This is a genomic window from Synechococcus sp. 65AY6A5, from assembly GCF_002760415.1.
Lineage (GTDB): Bacteria > Cyanobacteriota > Cyanobacteriia > Thermostichales > Thermostichaceae > Thermostichus.
The window spans coordinates 53857-67943 of sequence record NZ_AXUW01000001.1 but is presented as its reverse complement, the minus strand read 5'-3'; the positions used below and the strand labels follow the sequence as shown (position 1 = coordinate 67943).

The 14087-nt window shown below is 60.8% G+C and carries 14 protein-coding genes, 1 tRNA gene and 1 pseudogene (1 of these 16 running past the window's edge); 7 read left to right on the top strand and 9 right to left on the bottom strand.

Going from position 1 to position 14087, the window contains the following annotated elements:
* Positions 1-27: 27 nt before the first annotated feature.
* The 3 genes from SYN65AY6A5_RS00255 to SYN65AY6A5_RS00245 form a co-directional block, all read right to left on the bottom strand.
* Entirely contained in the window at positions 28-2133 is a 2106-nt protein-coding gene (locus SYN65AY6A5_RS00255) for a thioredoxin domain-containing protein (RefSeq protein WP_099812883.1), read from the bottom strand.
* Between the two features lie 122 nt (positions 2134-2255).
* The gene (locus SYN65AY6A5_RS00250) at positions 2256-2759 is read right to left on the bottom strand and encodes a GNAT family N-acetyltransferase (RefSeq protein WP_099813335.1); all 504 of its coding nucleotides are present in this window, start codon (positions 2757-2759) and stop codon (positions 2256-2258) included.
* Positions 2760-2829: 70 nt separating this feature from the next.
* Positions 2830-3297 carry an SRPBCC family protein gene (locus SYN65AY6A5_RS00245; RefSeq protein ID WP_011431100.1) on the bottom strand — a complete coding sequence of 156 codons (468 nt, stop codon included), beginning with the start codon at positions 3295-3297 and terminating at the stop codon, positions 2830-2832.
* A gap of 294 nt (positions 3298-3591) precedes the next feature.
* Here SYN65AY6A5_RS00245 and SYN65AY6A5_RS00240 point away from each other — a divergent pair, with 294 nt between their 5' ends.
* Positions 3592-4359: a DUF502 domain-containing protein gene (locus tag SYN65AY6A5_RS00240; protein ID WP_168173335.1), complete on the top strand. Its 768-nt coding sequence runs from the start codon at positions 3592-3594 to the stop codon at positions 4357-4359.
* Here SYN65AY6A5_RS00240 and SYN65AY6A5_RS00235 read toward each other — a convergent pair.
* On the bottom strand, positions 4356-4688 hold the full coding sequence (locus tag SYN65AY6A5_RS00235; RefSeq protein WP_099812882.1) for a TIGR03792 family protein: 333 nt from the start codon (positions 4686-4688) through the stop codon (positions 4356-4358). The genes SYN65AY6A5_RS00240 and SYN65AY6A5_RS00235 overlap by 4 nt on opposite strands.
* Before the next feature lie 24 nt (positions 4689-4712).
* On the bottom strand, positions 4713-6047 hold the full coding sequence (gene aroA, locus SYN65AY6A5_RS00230) for a 3-phosphoshikimate 1-carboxyvinyltransferase (protein ID WP_011431103.1): 1335 nt from the start codon (positions 6045-6047) through the stop codon (positions 4713-4715).
* 333 nt (positions 6048-6380) lie between these two features.
* Between aroA and rsmH the strand changes: the two genes are divergently transcribed.
* The gene (gene rsmH, locus SYN65AY6A5_RS00225) at positions 6381-7310 is read left to right on the top strand and encodes a 16S rRNA (cytosine(1402)-N(4))-methyltransferase RsmH (protein ID WP_011431104.1); all 930 of its coding nucleotides are present in this window, start codon (positions 6381-6383) and stop codon (positions 7308-7310) included.
* A gap of 326 nt (positions 7311-7636) precedes the next feature.
* Positions 7637-7951: a hypothetical protein gene (locus SYN65AY6A5_RS00220; protein ID WP_206336836.1), complete on the top strand. Its 315-nt coding sequence runs from the start codon at positions 7637-7639 to the stop codon at positions 7949-7951.
* Here SYN65AY6A5_RS00220 and SYN65AY6A5_RS00215 read toward each other — a convergent pair.
* Complete coding sequence (locus SYN65AY6A5_RS00215; RefSeq protein WP_099812881.1) at positions 7948-8691, bottom strand: response regulator transcription factor; 744 nt, start codon at positions 8689-8691, stop codon at positions 7948-7950. The two genes, SYN65AY6A5_RS00220 and SYN65AY6A5_RS00215, sit on opposite strands and share 4 nt — an antisense overlap.
* Positions 8692-8821: 130 nt before the next feature.
* The gene (locus SYN65AY6A5_RS00210; RefSeq protein WP_011431107.1) at positions 8822-9682 is read right to left on the bottom strand and encodes a prephenate/arogenate dehydrogenase; all 861 of its coding nucleotides are present in this window, start codon (positions 9680-9682) and stop codon (positions 8822-8824) included.
* A 227-nt stretch (positions 9683-9909) separates the two neighbouring features.
* Between SYN65AY6A5_RS00210 and SYN65AY6A5_RS14200 the strand changes: the two are divergent.
* A pseudogene (locus tag SYN65AY6A5_RS14200) lies at positions 9910-10200 on the top strand (DUF6679 family protein); the annotation flags it as partial.
* A 260-nt stretch (positions 10201-10460) separates the two neighbouring features.
* On the opposite strand, the gene SYN65AY6A5_RS00200 reads toward SYN65AY6A5_RS14200, so the two are convergent.
* Entirely contained in the window at positions 10461-11216 is a 756-nt protein-coding gene (locus SYN65AY6A5_RS00200) for a ScpA family protein (RefSeq protein ID WP_011431109.1), read from the bottom strand.
* A gap of 177 nt (positions 11217-11393) precedes the next feature.
* On the opposite strand from SYN65AY6A5_RS00200, the gene SYN65AY6A5_RS00195 reads away from it, so the two are divergent.
* Positions 11394-11465: transfer RNA gene (locus SYN65AY6A5_RS00195), tRNA-Val, on the top strand.
* Positions 11466-11675: 210 nt separating this feature from the next.
* The gene (locus SYN65AY6A5_RS00190; protein ID WP_041438520.1) at positions 11676-12125 is read left to right on the top strand and encodes a hypothetical protein; all 450 of its coding nucleotides are present in this window, start codon (positions 11676-11678) and stop codon (positions 12123-12125) included.
* A 58-nt stretch (positions 12126-12183) separates the two neighbouring features.
* Here the strand turns inward: SYN65AY6A5_RS00190 and SYN65AY6A5_RS00185 are convergent, their stop codons facing one another.
* Entirely contained in the window at positions 12184-13377 is a 1194-nt protein-coding gene (locus tag SYN65AY6A5_RS00185) for a PQQ-dependent sugar dehydrogenase (RefSeq protein ID WP_228375286.1), read from the bottom strand.
* Positions 13378-13550: 173 nt separating this feature from the next.
* Between SYN65AY6A5_RS00185 and SYN65AY6A5_RS00180 the strand changes: the two genes are divergently transcribed.
* Positions 13551-14087, top strand: the 5' portion of a protein-coding gene (locus SYN65AY6A5_RS00180; protein WP_240530370.1) for a glycoside hydrolase family 31 protein. Its footprint extends 1833 nt past the window's final position; only the first 537 of its 2370 coding nucleotides appear in the window; it begins with the start codon at positions 13551-13553; its stop codon lies beyond the right edge, outside the window.

Sequence of the window (14087 nt, the reverse complement as noted above, 5' to 3'; positions counted from 1 at the left end):
GTTCTTCTGGAAGAGGATGAGCCAATGTCAGTAGGCTCGGTTTTGCCCTTTGCCGATCTGCGACTGGATTTGCTCAAGAGAAGCGGCGGGGGCCAGACACTTGCTGCCCCAGCACACCAACCCCACAGCTCCTGCCGGCAACGGCTCGGCTGCGGTGGGCAGGGCAAAGACGGTGGTGGGCCAAGAGCGCTGTTGCAGCGCAGCAATGTGCTCCGCTTCTAGGGTTGCCTTTACCCAGTTGTTGTACCAATCCAGCCCGACGAACAAACTGGGGCAGACCCGCGGCTGGGTGCTCATGATGTGGGCAAAGGTTTTCAGGGCCTGTTCTGCCCGTTCCAGGTAGTCCAGATCTCCGGTGATGGCGGCCAGGCGCACCAGGTTAGCAACAGCCACCCCATTGGCTGCGGGGGTGGCGTTGTCCTGAAACTCCTTCTCCCGCACCAGCAGCTCCGGGGTGCTCTGGGCGTCGCTGACAAAGTATCCCCCCCTGGCCTCATCCCACAGTCGCGTGTCCATCTCCTGCTGCAGCCGAATGGCGGCCTCCAGCCAGTACTGGGAGCTGGGATCGCCTGTCCGCGGCAGGCAGGCCTGGTGCAAATCCAACAGGGCCTTGATCAGCAGAGCGTAATCTTCCGATTGGGCAGGTACCTGGGCTGTGCCATCGTAGTTCAACCGCAGCAGGGATCCCGTCTGGGGGTGGCGCTGCTGGCTGAGGATGAATTGGGCGGCCCGCAGGGCCAACCGCAGATAGTCCTCCTCGCCAAACACCTGGTAGGCCCGCGCCAGGCCGGAGATCATCAGGCCGTTCCAGGAGACGATCATCTTGGTGTCGGTGACCGGCGGAATGCGTCCTGGCCAAGATTGCCGGCGGGCCGATTGGGCATCTACTGCGGGCGGGAAGGGGGTTCTCCGCTCGGTGGAGCCGTAGCGAGCTCGAAACAAATGGGTCGTCAAAGCCGTTTCCACTTCCGGCGGCAGCTCCCCTCCTTGCCTGCGCTGTAGGACGATACAGCCGGGCCGATCGGGGAAATTGCCCCCCGGCGAGAGGAAGAAAGCCTGCTGCAGGGCGCGGAAGGTTTCTGCATCCAGCAGATCCTGCAGCTCCTGCCAGCGCCAGACGTAGAACTCGCCCTCCTCGGGCTCCGCATCCTCTGCTCGGGCAAAACTGTCGGCATCCTGGGCCGCGTAGAAATACCCGGCAGGGGCGGTCATCTCCCGCGCCACCCATTCCACCGTCAGGCGCACCGCCCGCTCGATGGCCGCATCCTGGATCCCGTGGGCCCACAGCTCGGAGAGAAACTCCAAGATCTGGCCGTTGTCGTAGAGCATTTTTTCAAAGTGGGGCACCGTCCAGGTGGGATCCACGGTGTAGCGGTGAAACCCGCCGGCCACATGGTCGAAGATCCCTCCTAACACCAAGGCCATCCCTCGCTCCTTGGCCCGTTCTAGCGCCGTCGGCGAGCCGGGGATCCCTTCTGGCGGGTCGAAGCGGGCCGAGCGCAACACCAACTGGGCGTAGGGCATCATGGGAAACTGCTGCACTGCCCCGGCGTTGGCCAGCAAGGGTTGGATTTTGGGGATCCCGGAGCGCAACAGGTCAGGGGGAATATGGTCTTCCGGCACCAGGTCGCTGAGGGTGGTCAGGGCCGCCAAGATTTGGCCCTTCATGTCCTCGATTTTGTCTTTTTCCTGGCGGTAAAACTGCAGGATGCGCTGCAGTACGGTCAGAAACCCCGGCCGGCCAAAGCGAGGCTCCACCGGAAAATAGGTGCCCGCGTAGAACGGCACCAGGTCGTCGGGCGTGAGGAAGACATTGAGGGGCCACCCCCCCTGCCCGCTCATGAGCTGCAGCGCCTGCATGTAGATGCTGTCTAGATCAGGCCGCTCCTCGCGATCCACCTTGATGGGCAAAAAATGGGCATTGAGGAAGGCGGCGATCTCCGGGTCGGAGAAGGCTTCCCCCTCCATGACGGTGCACCAGTGACAACTGGAGTAGCCGATGGACAGAAAAATCGGCTTGTCCTCGGCCCGGGCTTTCTCCAGGGCCTCCGGGATCCAAGGCCACCAATCCACCGGATTCTCGGCGTGCTTGCGCAGGTAAAGGCTGGAACACGTGGCGAGGCGATTGGCCATAGGTACACCCTCTCACCCTTTTTGCTTCAGGCTAGCGCGTCCTCTTCCCAAGGCGGAGCCAACCCACTGTTGTTCAAGATACACTGACCTACGCCTCCCCTTGCCCCAGGGATCCCTGTTGGTCAGACCTGCTCCTGTTCGGCAGCCGGGATCAAAAAATCCAGCGGACGCCCGTGCAAAACCAGCGTGGTGCTGGGGTTTTCCACAAAGCCAATGCGCTCGTAAAAGCCGCGCTGATGGGTGGTAAACAGGTAGATGCGCTCCACCGACTGCAGGTGGGGATGGCTGATCAGGGTTTCCACCAGCTTGCGCCCGATGCCCTGCCGTCGATACTCGTGATCGACCACGATGTCCCAGAGGACGGCCCGGTAAACCCCATCGGAGGTGGCGCGGCCAAAGCCAATCAGGCGCTCCCCGTCCCAGGCGCTGACCACCGGGTGGCTGTGGGCGATGGCCCGCTCCATCTCTTCCCGCCGGCGATTTTGGGCCCAAAAGGCGTTGCGGTTCAACAACACCAGGAGCTGATCCAGATCCAGATCTTGCCGCTCCAGGGAGAAGCGAATGTTGCGGTTGTCCACCGGTTGATGAGAAAAGGTGATGACAGGCTCGAGGGAGGGATCGGACATGAAGCAGACCTTGGGCAACGAAGATTGGCAACGGTTCACTGGGCAGCAGAAAACGGCAGCAAGATCGAGGCTAGCCAGCGGAGGCATTGTCGGCGGCCCGCCCTGCCTGCTCCAAAGCATAGGCTTTGAAGCGCTCCAAGTCCGCTTGAATCGTGCTCTCCACCACTTTGCCCACAAACAGGCCGTCCAAGATTTTGCCGAGGAGCCCCGGGATCTTGTAGGCCACCGACAGCTTGACAATAGTACTGCCCTTGCGATCGTAAAACCGCAGTGCCCCCCGATTGGGAAGCCCCTCCACCGATTGCCAGCCGATGTGCTGATGCTTCACCACCGTATGGGTGCGGGAGATCCAACTGAAGGTGAGGCCGCGCGTATCCAGTGTCCACCGCGACAGCTCCTGATCCAGCAGCTCCACCGAGCGGATCCACTTCATCCAGCGCGGCATGAGGGCGAGGTTGGCCCACAGCTCCCACACCTGCTCGATAGGAACCGGGACCTCCACCTGACAGGTGTGCTCTAACCAATCCGACTCTGACATAGGGCCTCCCACACGACATCCGGCAGAGATGAGGGAGCATCCTACGGCTTGACCACAAAGCCTCTAGGAGGGATCCCTGCCTTTACAAAATTTTATATCGACCTAAGATAACAATATCAGCTCAGCCGAGTTTGGGGCTTTGCGCTTTGGAGCAGCTCCAACCTCTCTCCAGGCAAGTTGCAGCTGATGCCCATGAGAGAGATGCAGAAGGCAGGTATCATGGTTGCCATCTGCAAGCTCCACTTGCATCGGCTCGGTGCGTCCACTTGTTTGACTCGACGGAACGATCTCACCATGATTTCCCAGTGGAAGCAGCATCTCAAGAACTACTTCGTGGCGGGGTTGCTGGTGGTGATCCCGTTGGCAACCACCATTTGGCTGACGGTGGAAGTGGCCACCTGGAGCATTGGCTTTTTGACCAGCATTCCCAAGCAGTTTAATCCCATCCAGGGGCTGCACCCGATTTTGATCAACCTCATCGATCTGGCGGTGGGCTTGCTGACGCCAATCCTGCTCATTTTGTTGATTGGCTTCATGGCCCGCAACATTGTTGGCCAGTGGCTGCTCAACCTAAGCGAGCAGTTGCTCCACGCCATCCCGATAGCGGGGCTGGTCTACAAAACCCTGAAGCAATTGGTTAGCGTTTTGTTTGCCCCCAACAACCAGCGCTTTCGACGGGTGGTGCTGGTGGAATATCCTCGGCCTGGGGTTTGGGCGTTAGCTTTTGTAACGGGCGTCATTCAAACTCCCATTCGACCGGATGGGCCGCAGCGCTCCCTCAGCCTGTTCGTGCCCACCACGCCCAACCCAACCACCGGCTGGTACGCCATCGTGCCGGAAGACCAGGTGGTGGAGGTGTTCATGCCGGTGGAGGATGCTTTTAAGATGCTCATCTCCGGCGGGATCGTGACCCCCGAGACCTTTGAGGCGGGTCTCAAACGGCGCGAAGGGGCTCTGGCGGTAACCATGCCCAGCCTGCGGGAGTTGGTGGAGCAGGAGCGGGCGGCAGCATCCACTAGGGCCGACTCAACGGCTGCCGAGGTGGGCTTTGAGGCTTCCTAGTTGGCCGCTTCCTCTGCTGGCAGGCCGGGCTGCCAGAGCTGGTATTCTTTGGCCTGCTCCAGGCGCACGTAGAAGGGCTGCATCTGCCGATCCAAGGCTTCCGCCTGCTCCGGGGGGAAAGCTTTCCAGGCGGCGCGGCTGGCCCAGCGGAGGATGAGGTGGACAAGTTCGGGATCCTCTACATCCAGCCAGACTTCTTTGCCCAAAAAGCCCGGCTGTTGGCGCAGGGCCGGCCCCCAAACCTGCTCGTCTTGTAGGATAAAGGCCCTCTGGCCACCGGGAGGAACGCGGAAGCAGAGGTGCTCGATGGCGATGGGCTGGTCTGACATTGGCAAAGGTTGGCTCTTGGCTGGCTAGGAGGCGGACGAAGGGTTGATCAGCCGCTGCAGGGTGGGAATGAAGTCGGGGTAGGAGATGCGGGCACAGTCGGCCCCTCGAAGGGTGGTGGATCCCTGGGCGGCCAGGGCAGCTACCATCAAGCTCATGGCGATGCGGTGGTCGGCGTGGCTATCCACCTCGGCCCCCTGCAGAGGGATCCCCCCTTTGATTTCCAGGCCGTCGGGATATTCGGTGACCTGGGCCCCCATCCGGCTGAGTTCCTGGGCGATGGCCGCCAAGCGGTCGCTCTCTTTAACCCGCAATTCCGCCGCATCGCGAATGACCGTAGTCCCCTCGGCAAAGGCTGCCGCCACCGCCAAAACCGGGATCTCATCGATGAGGGTGGGAATGAGATCGCCGGCAATGCTGCAACCCCGCAAACGGGCCGAGCGCACGCGCAGATCCCCCAGAGGCTCGCCGGCCACCTCCCGCCGCTTCTCAACCTGAATATCGGCCCCCATCTCCTGCAACACCTGCAGCACACCGGTGCGCGTGGGGTTGAGACCCACATCCTGTAGCAGCAATTCGCTCTCGGGCACAATCGAGGCGGCCACCAGCCAGAAGGCTGCCGAGCTGATGTCCCCTGGCACCTGCACCGTCTGGCCCACTAGGCGGGATCCCCCCACCACCGCCACGGTTTTTGCCGCCACATCGACAGAGATCTCGGCGCCAAAGGCCCGCAACATCCGCTCCGAGTGGTCGCGGGAAAGGGCCGGCTCTGTAACCTGAGTAGTGCCTTCTGCCAACAGGCCCGCCAGCAGCAGGCAGGACTTTACCTGGGCCGAGGCCACGGGCGAGTGGTAGTGGATCCCCTTTAGGGATCCCCCCTGCACAGCCAGAGGTGCCAGGTTGCCCCCGGCCCGTCCCCAGATGTTGGCCCCCATCTGCCGCAGCGGCTCCACCACCCGTCCCATGGGCCGCGAGCGCAGGGAGCGATCCCCAGTGACAGCAAAAAAGCGACCCGCCTGGCCAGCCAGGATCCCCAACATCAGGCGCAGGGTGGTGCCGGAATTGCCGGCATCCAACACCTCTGCCGGCTCCTGCAGGCGATCCAAGCCCACCCCCTGGATGCGGACGCACTCGCTGTTGAGCTCTGGGATATCGGCCCCCAGGGCCCGAAAACAGGCTGCCGTACTGCGGGGATCCTCCCCCAACGACAGGCCGTGAATGACGGTTTCCCCTTCCGCCAGGGATCCCAGCATCAGGGCGCGGTGGGAGATGGACTTATCGCCTGGAATGCTCACTTGACCGCGCAGGCCGCGGGCGGGCGAGAGCGTCAGGATGTCGGCAGAAGAAGCGGTGGTCAGCACAGCAGCCGTAACACCAAACTAAAGAACAGACAAAGGCAAGAGCAGTCTTAATCATACGTTAGGCTGGAACCTGCCCTGCTCTTGCCGGCGGTCGGCCTTGCACCCAGATGATCCTGAACCACTGGAAGACAGCCCGTCTTTTGACGGCAGCCGACCCTATCCTCGAGGATGAGCTTAACAACATGGATTCCTCGGTCGGGGCCTGGCCTCGGCCTTTTTTTTGCAAGCCCTTACGTTGTGAATGCTAGCGTTTGATGGTACTAGAGTTGTCTACCGATCCTGCAATAGGTAAAGCTAGGAGCGGGGAAAGAATCAAAGCCACCCCCTGCGCCTATGGACTTGGCAAGAGCTGAGCTTGGGGAAATGCTTCTGTACCACCACGAGTCCGTTTTGACGGAGGCAGTGGTGGCCTACCTGCAACCCCAGCAGGGCGGCGCGTTTTTGGACGTGACGTTGGGAGGCGGTGGGCACAGCTTGGCGCTGCTGCAGAGGGGAGCGGATCGCGTGGTGGGGCTGGATCGCGATCCGACGGCTCTGCAGGCGGCCCAGGCGCGTCTGGCCGCAGCCGGGATCCCCGGCAATCGCCTCCAACTCTGGCACCTCAACTTTGCCGATTTCGACCTGCAGCGGCACGGCTTTCGGGATGAGCGAGGGCAGGGGATCCCTTTCGATGGCATCGTAGCCGACCTCGGGGTGAGCTCGCCCCAACTGGACTGCCCCGAGCGGGGCTTTAGCTTTCGCGCCGAGGGGCCGCTCGATATGCGCATGGATCCCACTGCCGATCAGGAAACGGCTGCCGACTGGGTCAACCGCCGCCCCGTCGAGGACTTGATCGACATTTTCGTTCGCTATGGCGAGGAGCGCTTTGCCCGCCGCATCGCCCACCACATCGAACGCTCCCGCCCCCTTTTCACCACCACCCAACTGGCCCACGTAGTCTGGCAGGCGGTGCCGCCGGCGGCAAGACGGGGCCGCATCCACCCGGCCACGCGGATCTTTCAGGCCCTGCGCATTGCCGTGAACCGAGAACTGGAAGCCCTGGAAACCCTGCTGGCCCAGGCTCCCAATTGGCTAAAACCCGGCGGCAGGTTGGCCGTGATCAGCTTTCATAGCCTGGAAGATCGCCTGGTGAAATGGGCCTTTCGTACGGATCCCCGCTGGCAGGTGCTCACCCCCAAACCCCTGTGCCCTTCCGAGCTGGAGCAGCAACGCAATTCCCGCGCCCGCTCCGCCAAACTGCGAGTGGCTGCCCGCAGCAGCTAAGTTGCCGCCCTGCCCCCCTGGAGGCCCTCTGAGGTGCGTGGAGATCGGATAGAGTGGGGCCCAGTTGGCAGCAATTTCTTGGTGTGGGTGAGGTGCAAACCCCTATGGTCAGCCAGCCTTTGAACGCGAGCCGTGGCCGCAGTTTTCTCCCTGTCCAGCGCAAAACCGCGACCTTGGCCCCTCGTTCCCATCTAAGGACTACCCCGCCCCTCCCCGCCGGCAAAGTCAGAACCCGTCGCCCCCAACCCTCGAAATCAGCCTATCCCCATAGCCGGGATCCCGCCTGGAGAGAGCACCTGATCTGGTGGAAGCAGATCTCCACGGGCATGGCCATCGTCTCGGGGTTGTCAGTGCTGAGTGTGTACAGTTGGACGGTGCATACCCAAAGCCGATGGAGCCAGCGCTACCAAGTGTGGCAGCAGATGCAGCGCAACGAACGACAGTTTCTCCTCACCCAAGAGTCCATCGCCAATTCCTTGCGGGAAATCGCCGATCGCTCCGACATGGTGCCTCTGGTACCGGAGCGGATGATCGAGGTGCCAATTGCCCTCCCCAGCACGGCTTCTGGGCAGGGGCAGAGCAAAGCCAAGCCTCTGGAGGCATCCGAGCAAGCCCCTCCTTTTTACCCGGTTGGATACTAATCCAAAGGCTCTAGGCGGTAGCGGCTGAGCCAGTGATCCAAGTGCACCTCCTCCTCATCCAGGAGTTGGGCGTTGATCAGACCCCGCTTGAAGGCAAGGCGAATGGCGCGGGCCCGCAAGCTAAAAGTTGTGCCCCACTCCTCGCTCTCAATTTGGTCGTTGCTCACCTCAAGCTTGTCGTAGAGATTGCGCAGACGATTGGTCACCCCTCGCCGCGACAAAAACCGCCGTGCGGCAATAGCTTGATCGGTGAGGCCGAGGGCAATATCGATCAACACCTCGTACTCAGCATCGCTGAGGCCGGTAATTTTGTTTTGCGAACGGGAATCGACCCCCCGCACCTCCCGATCGATCACGCATTGCTCATCCTGCACCACGGCCTGGATGGCACTGACCAATTTTTCGTCGGTGCAATTCTTCAGGAGATAGCCGTAGACAGTTTGCGGCGGCACGATCTTGTGCAGTTCCCGCACATAAACCTCATCGGCAAAGTGGGACCAAAAGATGATGCGCGTACTGGGTTGCTCCGACCAAACTTGTCGAGCCACCTCGATCCCGCTCATCTCGGGCATGCGGATGTCCAACAACAGGAAGTTGGGACGGTGCTGACGGTAGAGCTCCAATGCCTCTCTGCCGTTGGAGGCCATGTACACCGGGCCAAACTGAGGCAGATGCTGCATCAGCAGGCTGTGCACATGTTGGCGGTAAAGGGTGTCATCTTCAGCAAGGAGGGTGCTCACAGGCCTTGATCGCTAGTCGACCTACTCTATATGTTTCCTACCCTAGAAATCTCTGCGAAGGAAGACAAGGCACTAATGAGCAGTGGCAAAGTCGAGCCAGCGATCCCCTACGGCAGCTACAGGTAGCCCCTCAGGACGGTATTTGATTGACCCGGAACTGTTGCCATTCTTGGCGGGTTCGTTGCAGCATCTGTAGCAGCTCCTCCCACCGTTCGCCTTCGATCAGCCGCTCTATTTTCCCCAACTGGACTTGATAGCCACGCAGGGCGGCCAGGAGCGCCTGTCGGTTGTGACGGGCCATCTCCAGCCCCAACTGCGGGATCCCGCCACCGACACGGCTGGTATCTCGGAACCCGCTGCTGGCCAGGGTGCGAGCCAACTCCAGAATGTCGGGATCCTCCTCTTGGCCGACAGCAGCGATCAAGCCGGCGCCGATCATGACCGGCAAATGGCTGATCCAGGCCACCGCCTGGTCGTGGCGTTTCGGATCGGCCAGGACAACTTCTGCACCGACCGCTGTCACCAGTTCTTTCATCGCCTCGATCGCCTGCGGCTGCGTCTGGGGGAGGGGAGTGAGTACATAGGGCCGCCCCAGAAACAAGCTGGCTTCCGCCGCCTGGATGCCCTGCAACGTCTTGCCGGCCATCGGGTGCCCTCCAACAAACAGCGGCCACAATTCCGTTGCCGGAGCAACAATCGGTTGTTTCACCGAGCCGACATCGCTCACCACCGTCTGCGGCGATAGATGGGGCACCAAGGCCGCCAGCGTGACCAATACCTGCTCCAGGGGGGTGCAGATCACCACCACCTGGGGATCGAAATCAGCCAACTGAGCCAAATCGGTTCCACAGCCCTGCAGCGCTCCCCGTTCCAGCACCGCCTGACAGGTGGCCCGATTGCGGCTGATCCCCCAGACGGGATAACCCTCTTCGCTGAGTTTGAGGGCCAGGGATCCGCCGATCAACCCCAACCCGACAATGGCAATGCGCATGGTTTTCCGTATCTATGGTTACTATTAAGTACTCTGAAACGGCTTGGGGCATGGAGAGACGGCCTTTCCGGATCCCTTCCAGATTAAAACCAGATTAAAGCCAGATTAAAGGCTCCATCCCGCCGCGCAAAAAGCATACAGCGGAGGGATCCAGCAGCTAAGATGGAAGGATGAACTGGGTAACCCCCACAACAGTTCGCCCGGATCTTTCATCTCAGGAGGGGACCGTGCTTCATCGTAGGATCTATCAACTCAGCCGCGAAGGCAAGGATGTGTGGATCTACCTGCGCGATCAGGGACGCTGGCTGGAACGAGCCAAGATCCTCGATATCGAAGGGGATACCATCCTGGTTCGCTACGAAACGGAAGACGAAGAGGAGATTTGCTCCTGGGAGGAGATGATTCGTTTGGAGAGCATCGGAGCTGTTGCCCAGCGCCTTTCCTCCATCCCGAAAGGGGTGCTCAGCACCTCGGATTTGCTCATTTCCGAGGATTGTCCTCCTGCTGAGTTACTGCATTCTCCCTCTTCGCCTCGCGCCACAGAGCCCCTCAGCGAAGAGCATGCCGGCAGCGAGCGCCTTGAAGAGTATTACCTGGATCGGGAAACCTCTGCCGTCCGTGACGGCGAAGCGGAGTCTTTGCTGCCCCTGCGCCTGAACGGAGAAGACCTCAAACGGGCGGATCGGGCCCGAAACGATGTGGAAGGCCAGCGGGAGGGCAACCACGACTGAGCCGCAGTCTTCATGGAAAGCGGCAGAAAGGGATCCCTGGGTAGGATCTATTCTAGGAGGGATCCCCTACGGCAGGGACGAATGGTCAAGGGGCCGTAGAACTCCTCCTGGTAAAGCTCAACCTGCGAGCGAGAAGCCATTAGCAATAGCGACCAGAACACCTGAATCGGGTGGGAAGCCCCGCCACTGCCTTTTAGAGCGCTTTCTTGGCAAAAGTATTGCTGCAGGTCGTCAAAGCTGATTTGGGCGAGACCCTGCTGCCAAAGTTGGGCAAGCAGAGATTCCAGCTCGGCGGCGGTCTCTACGAGGTTTTCTGGGTGGGCCAACTGAGCGACTGCTGATAGCGCTTGCTTGCGAGAAACCCGTTGAGCCAGGGGCCTTGAGGCAGGCTCAAGGCGCTGTTCCAGCAAGGTCTCCAGCTCCTGCAGGTGGCCGATTAGTTCTTTGAGGGTGATGGGCCGAGTCCGACTCGGGCGGGGCACGGCCCTGGGTTGCAACACGCGATCCAGTTGGGCCGACGACCAACTCAGCCAGGGATCCTCCTCCACCTGCACCGGGTTGGTCTCCTCACTTTCTTCGTCTTCCGGCTTCGACAGCGCCATCGCCTTGAGATAGACCAACATAGCGGCATGGAGAAAAGCCTGTCCCGACTCCGACAGGTCATGGCTGCTGGCAGTGGGAGCCATACGGGCTAAAAACCGATCGATGACGTCGATAACCTGCACATCCCACGGGTTAATCTCGCCCCGTTCCGCCAAATCGATAAGCAAAGCAATTGCCTCTTCAGTCGGTGAGTAGGCCATAGTGCCCCTAGCCTCTGTCCCTCACTGTAGCCCCCAAGCGGGATCCCGGCCATCTCCAGCCGGATTCAAACCTCCAGCTCAACTTCTCAAGCCAACCGGCTGTGCAGAGGCGGCGCGATCGTGTAAGAATCGTGTAAGATAGTAGTCCAGCTCTAGCAGTTGCTAGAGTGAGAGTAAGGGCGGTTAGCACAGTGGTAGCGCACTTCCTTCACACGGAAGGGGTCACAAGTTCGAATCTTGTACCGCCCATAGGTTTTGACCTTTAGCAGACAGAGCTCCCCCTTCTCCTGCTGGGTGCTGCTTCTGTCTACAGGCTCCCCCGCCTTTGCTGGGGAGCCACCGCTTATCGGCAACGAGGACAGACAGCTTCCTCCCTGCCCTTAGGCAGGTGCTTCAATCGGGGTAGGCTGGGAAGATGCAGGGCTCCCCTGACTATAACCAAAAGCCAGGAGATGCTGCATGAGTCCCTTCACCAACCCTCCTCAATCATTGACTGCCGGCGAGTTTTTATCTCACTTAGAGGAGATAACAGGAGCCTACAAAGTCAAGACGTCTATTATCACCTTTTACAGCAGAATTTGGAGCCAAGCATTCGATCTCAAGTTTTCCAAGGGTCAGTGGGTTTTCGGGTACAGCCCCTACTGGAGAGCGCTTCTGGAAGCCAAGCTCCAAACCAGCGAATACTATCCAATATCTTGCGTTGTCAGGACCTTCACTGACGAAAAACACAAGCGCAAGGCCCCAAATGGCAAAACCGTCTTGATCCCGACCAAAGAGCTAAGGATGTTCTTTCTTCCCGCTCCAGGTCAGGTTATTAAGCTAACTCCAGAGGAATGCTTTGCCTGTCACCATACGGACTCCCAAACAGGAGAGCCACTCCCCCTTGAGCAAGATGTCAAGTTCTTGTAGTGGCGGCAGTGGGAGTTAGAAACTCTGCCGGGGCTGGGGCCATGTAGCTTAACCCCAATCAAGAGCTTGGCTGCAAGCGCAACAGGGATCCGTTGGGGGCATCCGTCAGCAGGTAAAGCAAGCCATCCGGCCCTTGGCGCACATCCCGGATACGGCCAACCGCCCCTTCCAGAAGGCGCTCTTCTGCCACAACGCGATCCCCATCCAGCACCAAGCGCGCCAGGTGTTGCCCGGCCAGCGCTCCCACGAATAGGTTGCCTCGCCATTCGGGGAAAGCCTCTCCTGTGTAGAAAGTCATGCCAGAAGGGGCAATGGAGGGGGTCCAGTGCAGCAGCGGCGAAGCCAATCCAGGAGCTGCCGCCAGTCCTTGACCAACCGGTTCGCCGCTGTACTCCCGACCATGGGTAATCAGGGGCCAGCCGTAGTTGATGCCGGGGGCCAAGATGTTGATCTCGTCCCCACCTTGCGGCCCATGTTCGTGCGTCCAAATGGCTCCTGTATCGGGGTGGCGGGCCATTCCCTGAATGTTGCGGTGGCCGTAGGTAAAAATTTGCGGCAAAGCCCCCGCTTGATTCACGAAAGGATTGTCCGCCGGGATCCCGCCTGTATCCGTAACGCGCAACACCTTGCCAGCAGCATCCCCCAGATCCTGAGCCCGATCCCGCTCGCCGCGGTCGCCGGTGCTGATGTAGAGAAACCCTTCTTCGTCAAAGGCCAGGCGGGAGCCGAAGTGCTGTTGGGCAGGCGTCTTGCGCTCCATGTCAAAGATCACTTCCAGATCCTGGAGTCCCTTCTCCCCCAGGCGGGCCCGCGCCACCCGCGTCCCCCCGCCGCCCGGCCCAGGAGCCGCATAGGACAGGTAAATCCAGCCGTTCTCCGCGTAGTTGGGGTGCAAGGCGATATCCAGCAGCCCTCCCTGGCCGCGGGCAAACACCTCCGGCACCCCGGCAATGGGCTGGGGATCCAACCCCTGCTCGGTAACTCGGCGCAGCCGGCCCGGACGTTCGGTAACCAGGATGGTGCCATCCGGCAGAAAGGCCATTCCCCAGGGATGCTCCAGCCCGCTTGCCAACGTCACCACCCGAAAGCGCTGCTGGCTTTTGGCTCTGGGCAGAGCTTGGGCGTGATCCCCCTGTTGCAGGGACATGACCGTTTCCGGGCTAACCGGGTAGGCCCCCACGGCAGCAGGGACAAATACCCCTCCCAAAAGCAACAAGGAGAGGAGTGGTATCGCCGGGATCCGCATGGCCATTGCCGCCTCGTTTTCGCGATGGATTTTGAGGTCTGAGCTAGCCGATCATTGCTGCTGCTCTTCACAAAAAGATGTACCGATGGGAGCAAAGTTGGCTGCGCACAAGAGTGGGGAGCTCCCTGTTCCCTTGCGGCCTTGGGTTAGCCTTGAGGGCGGCGATCTGTCCCCAACCCATGCTGGAACCCGGCGAGATCTTCGGCCAATTCCCCGCCCGCCCACCCCAGCGGCAAACCTGCGGATCCCTGCAGGAACTCCAGATCCATCCCAGAGGGATCCAATTGCTCTGCAGGCAGGGCTGCTGGTCTGTGCAGGTGCTCACCCCTCGTCTGCTGCGGCTGCGCTTTAGCCCCAGCGGCGAGTTCTTGCCCCGCCGCTCTTGGGATGTGGCTCTGGCGGATGAAGAGTGGCCGCCGGCTTTTTTTGAGCTGCAGGAAAGCCCCACCCAAGTTCACCTAGCCACCTCTCAGGTGCAACTGCAGATCGACCGGGATCCCCTCCGCTTTAGCTTTCGCGATCCCCAAGGCCAGGTCTTTTGTGCCGATCTCCCCGCCGGCCTCAGTTGGGGATCCGATGACATCCGCCTGGTCAAATCCCTCCACCCCGCCGAGCGCATCTACGGCCTGGGAGAACGGGCTGGCCTGCTCAACAAGCGGGGCCGGCGCTACAGCCACTGGACCCGCGACTGCTGGGGCTACGACGCCCAGAGCGAC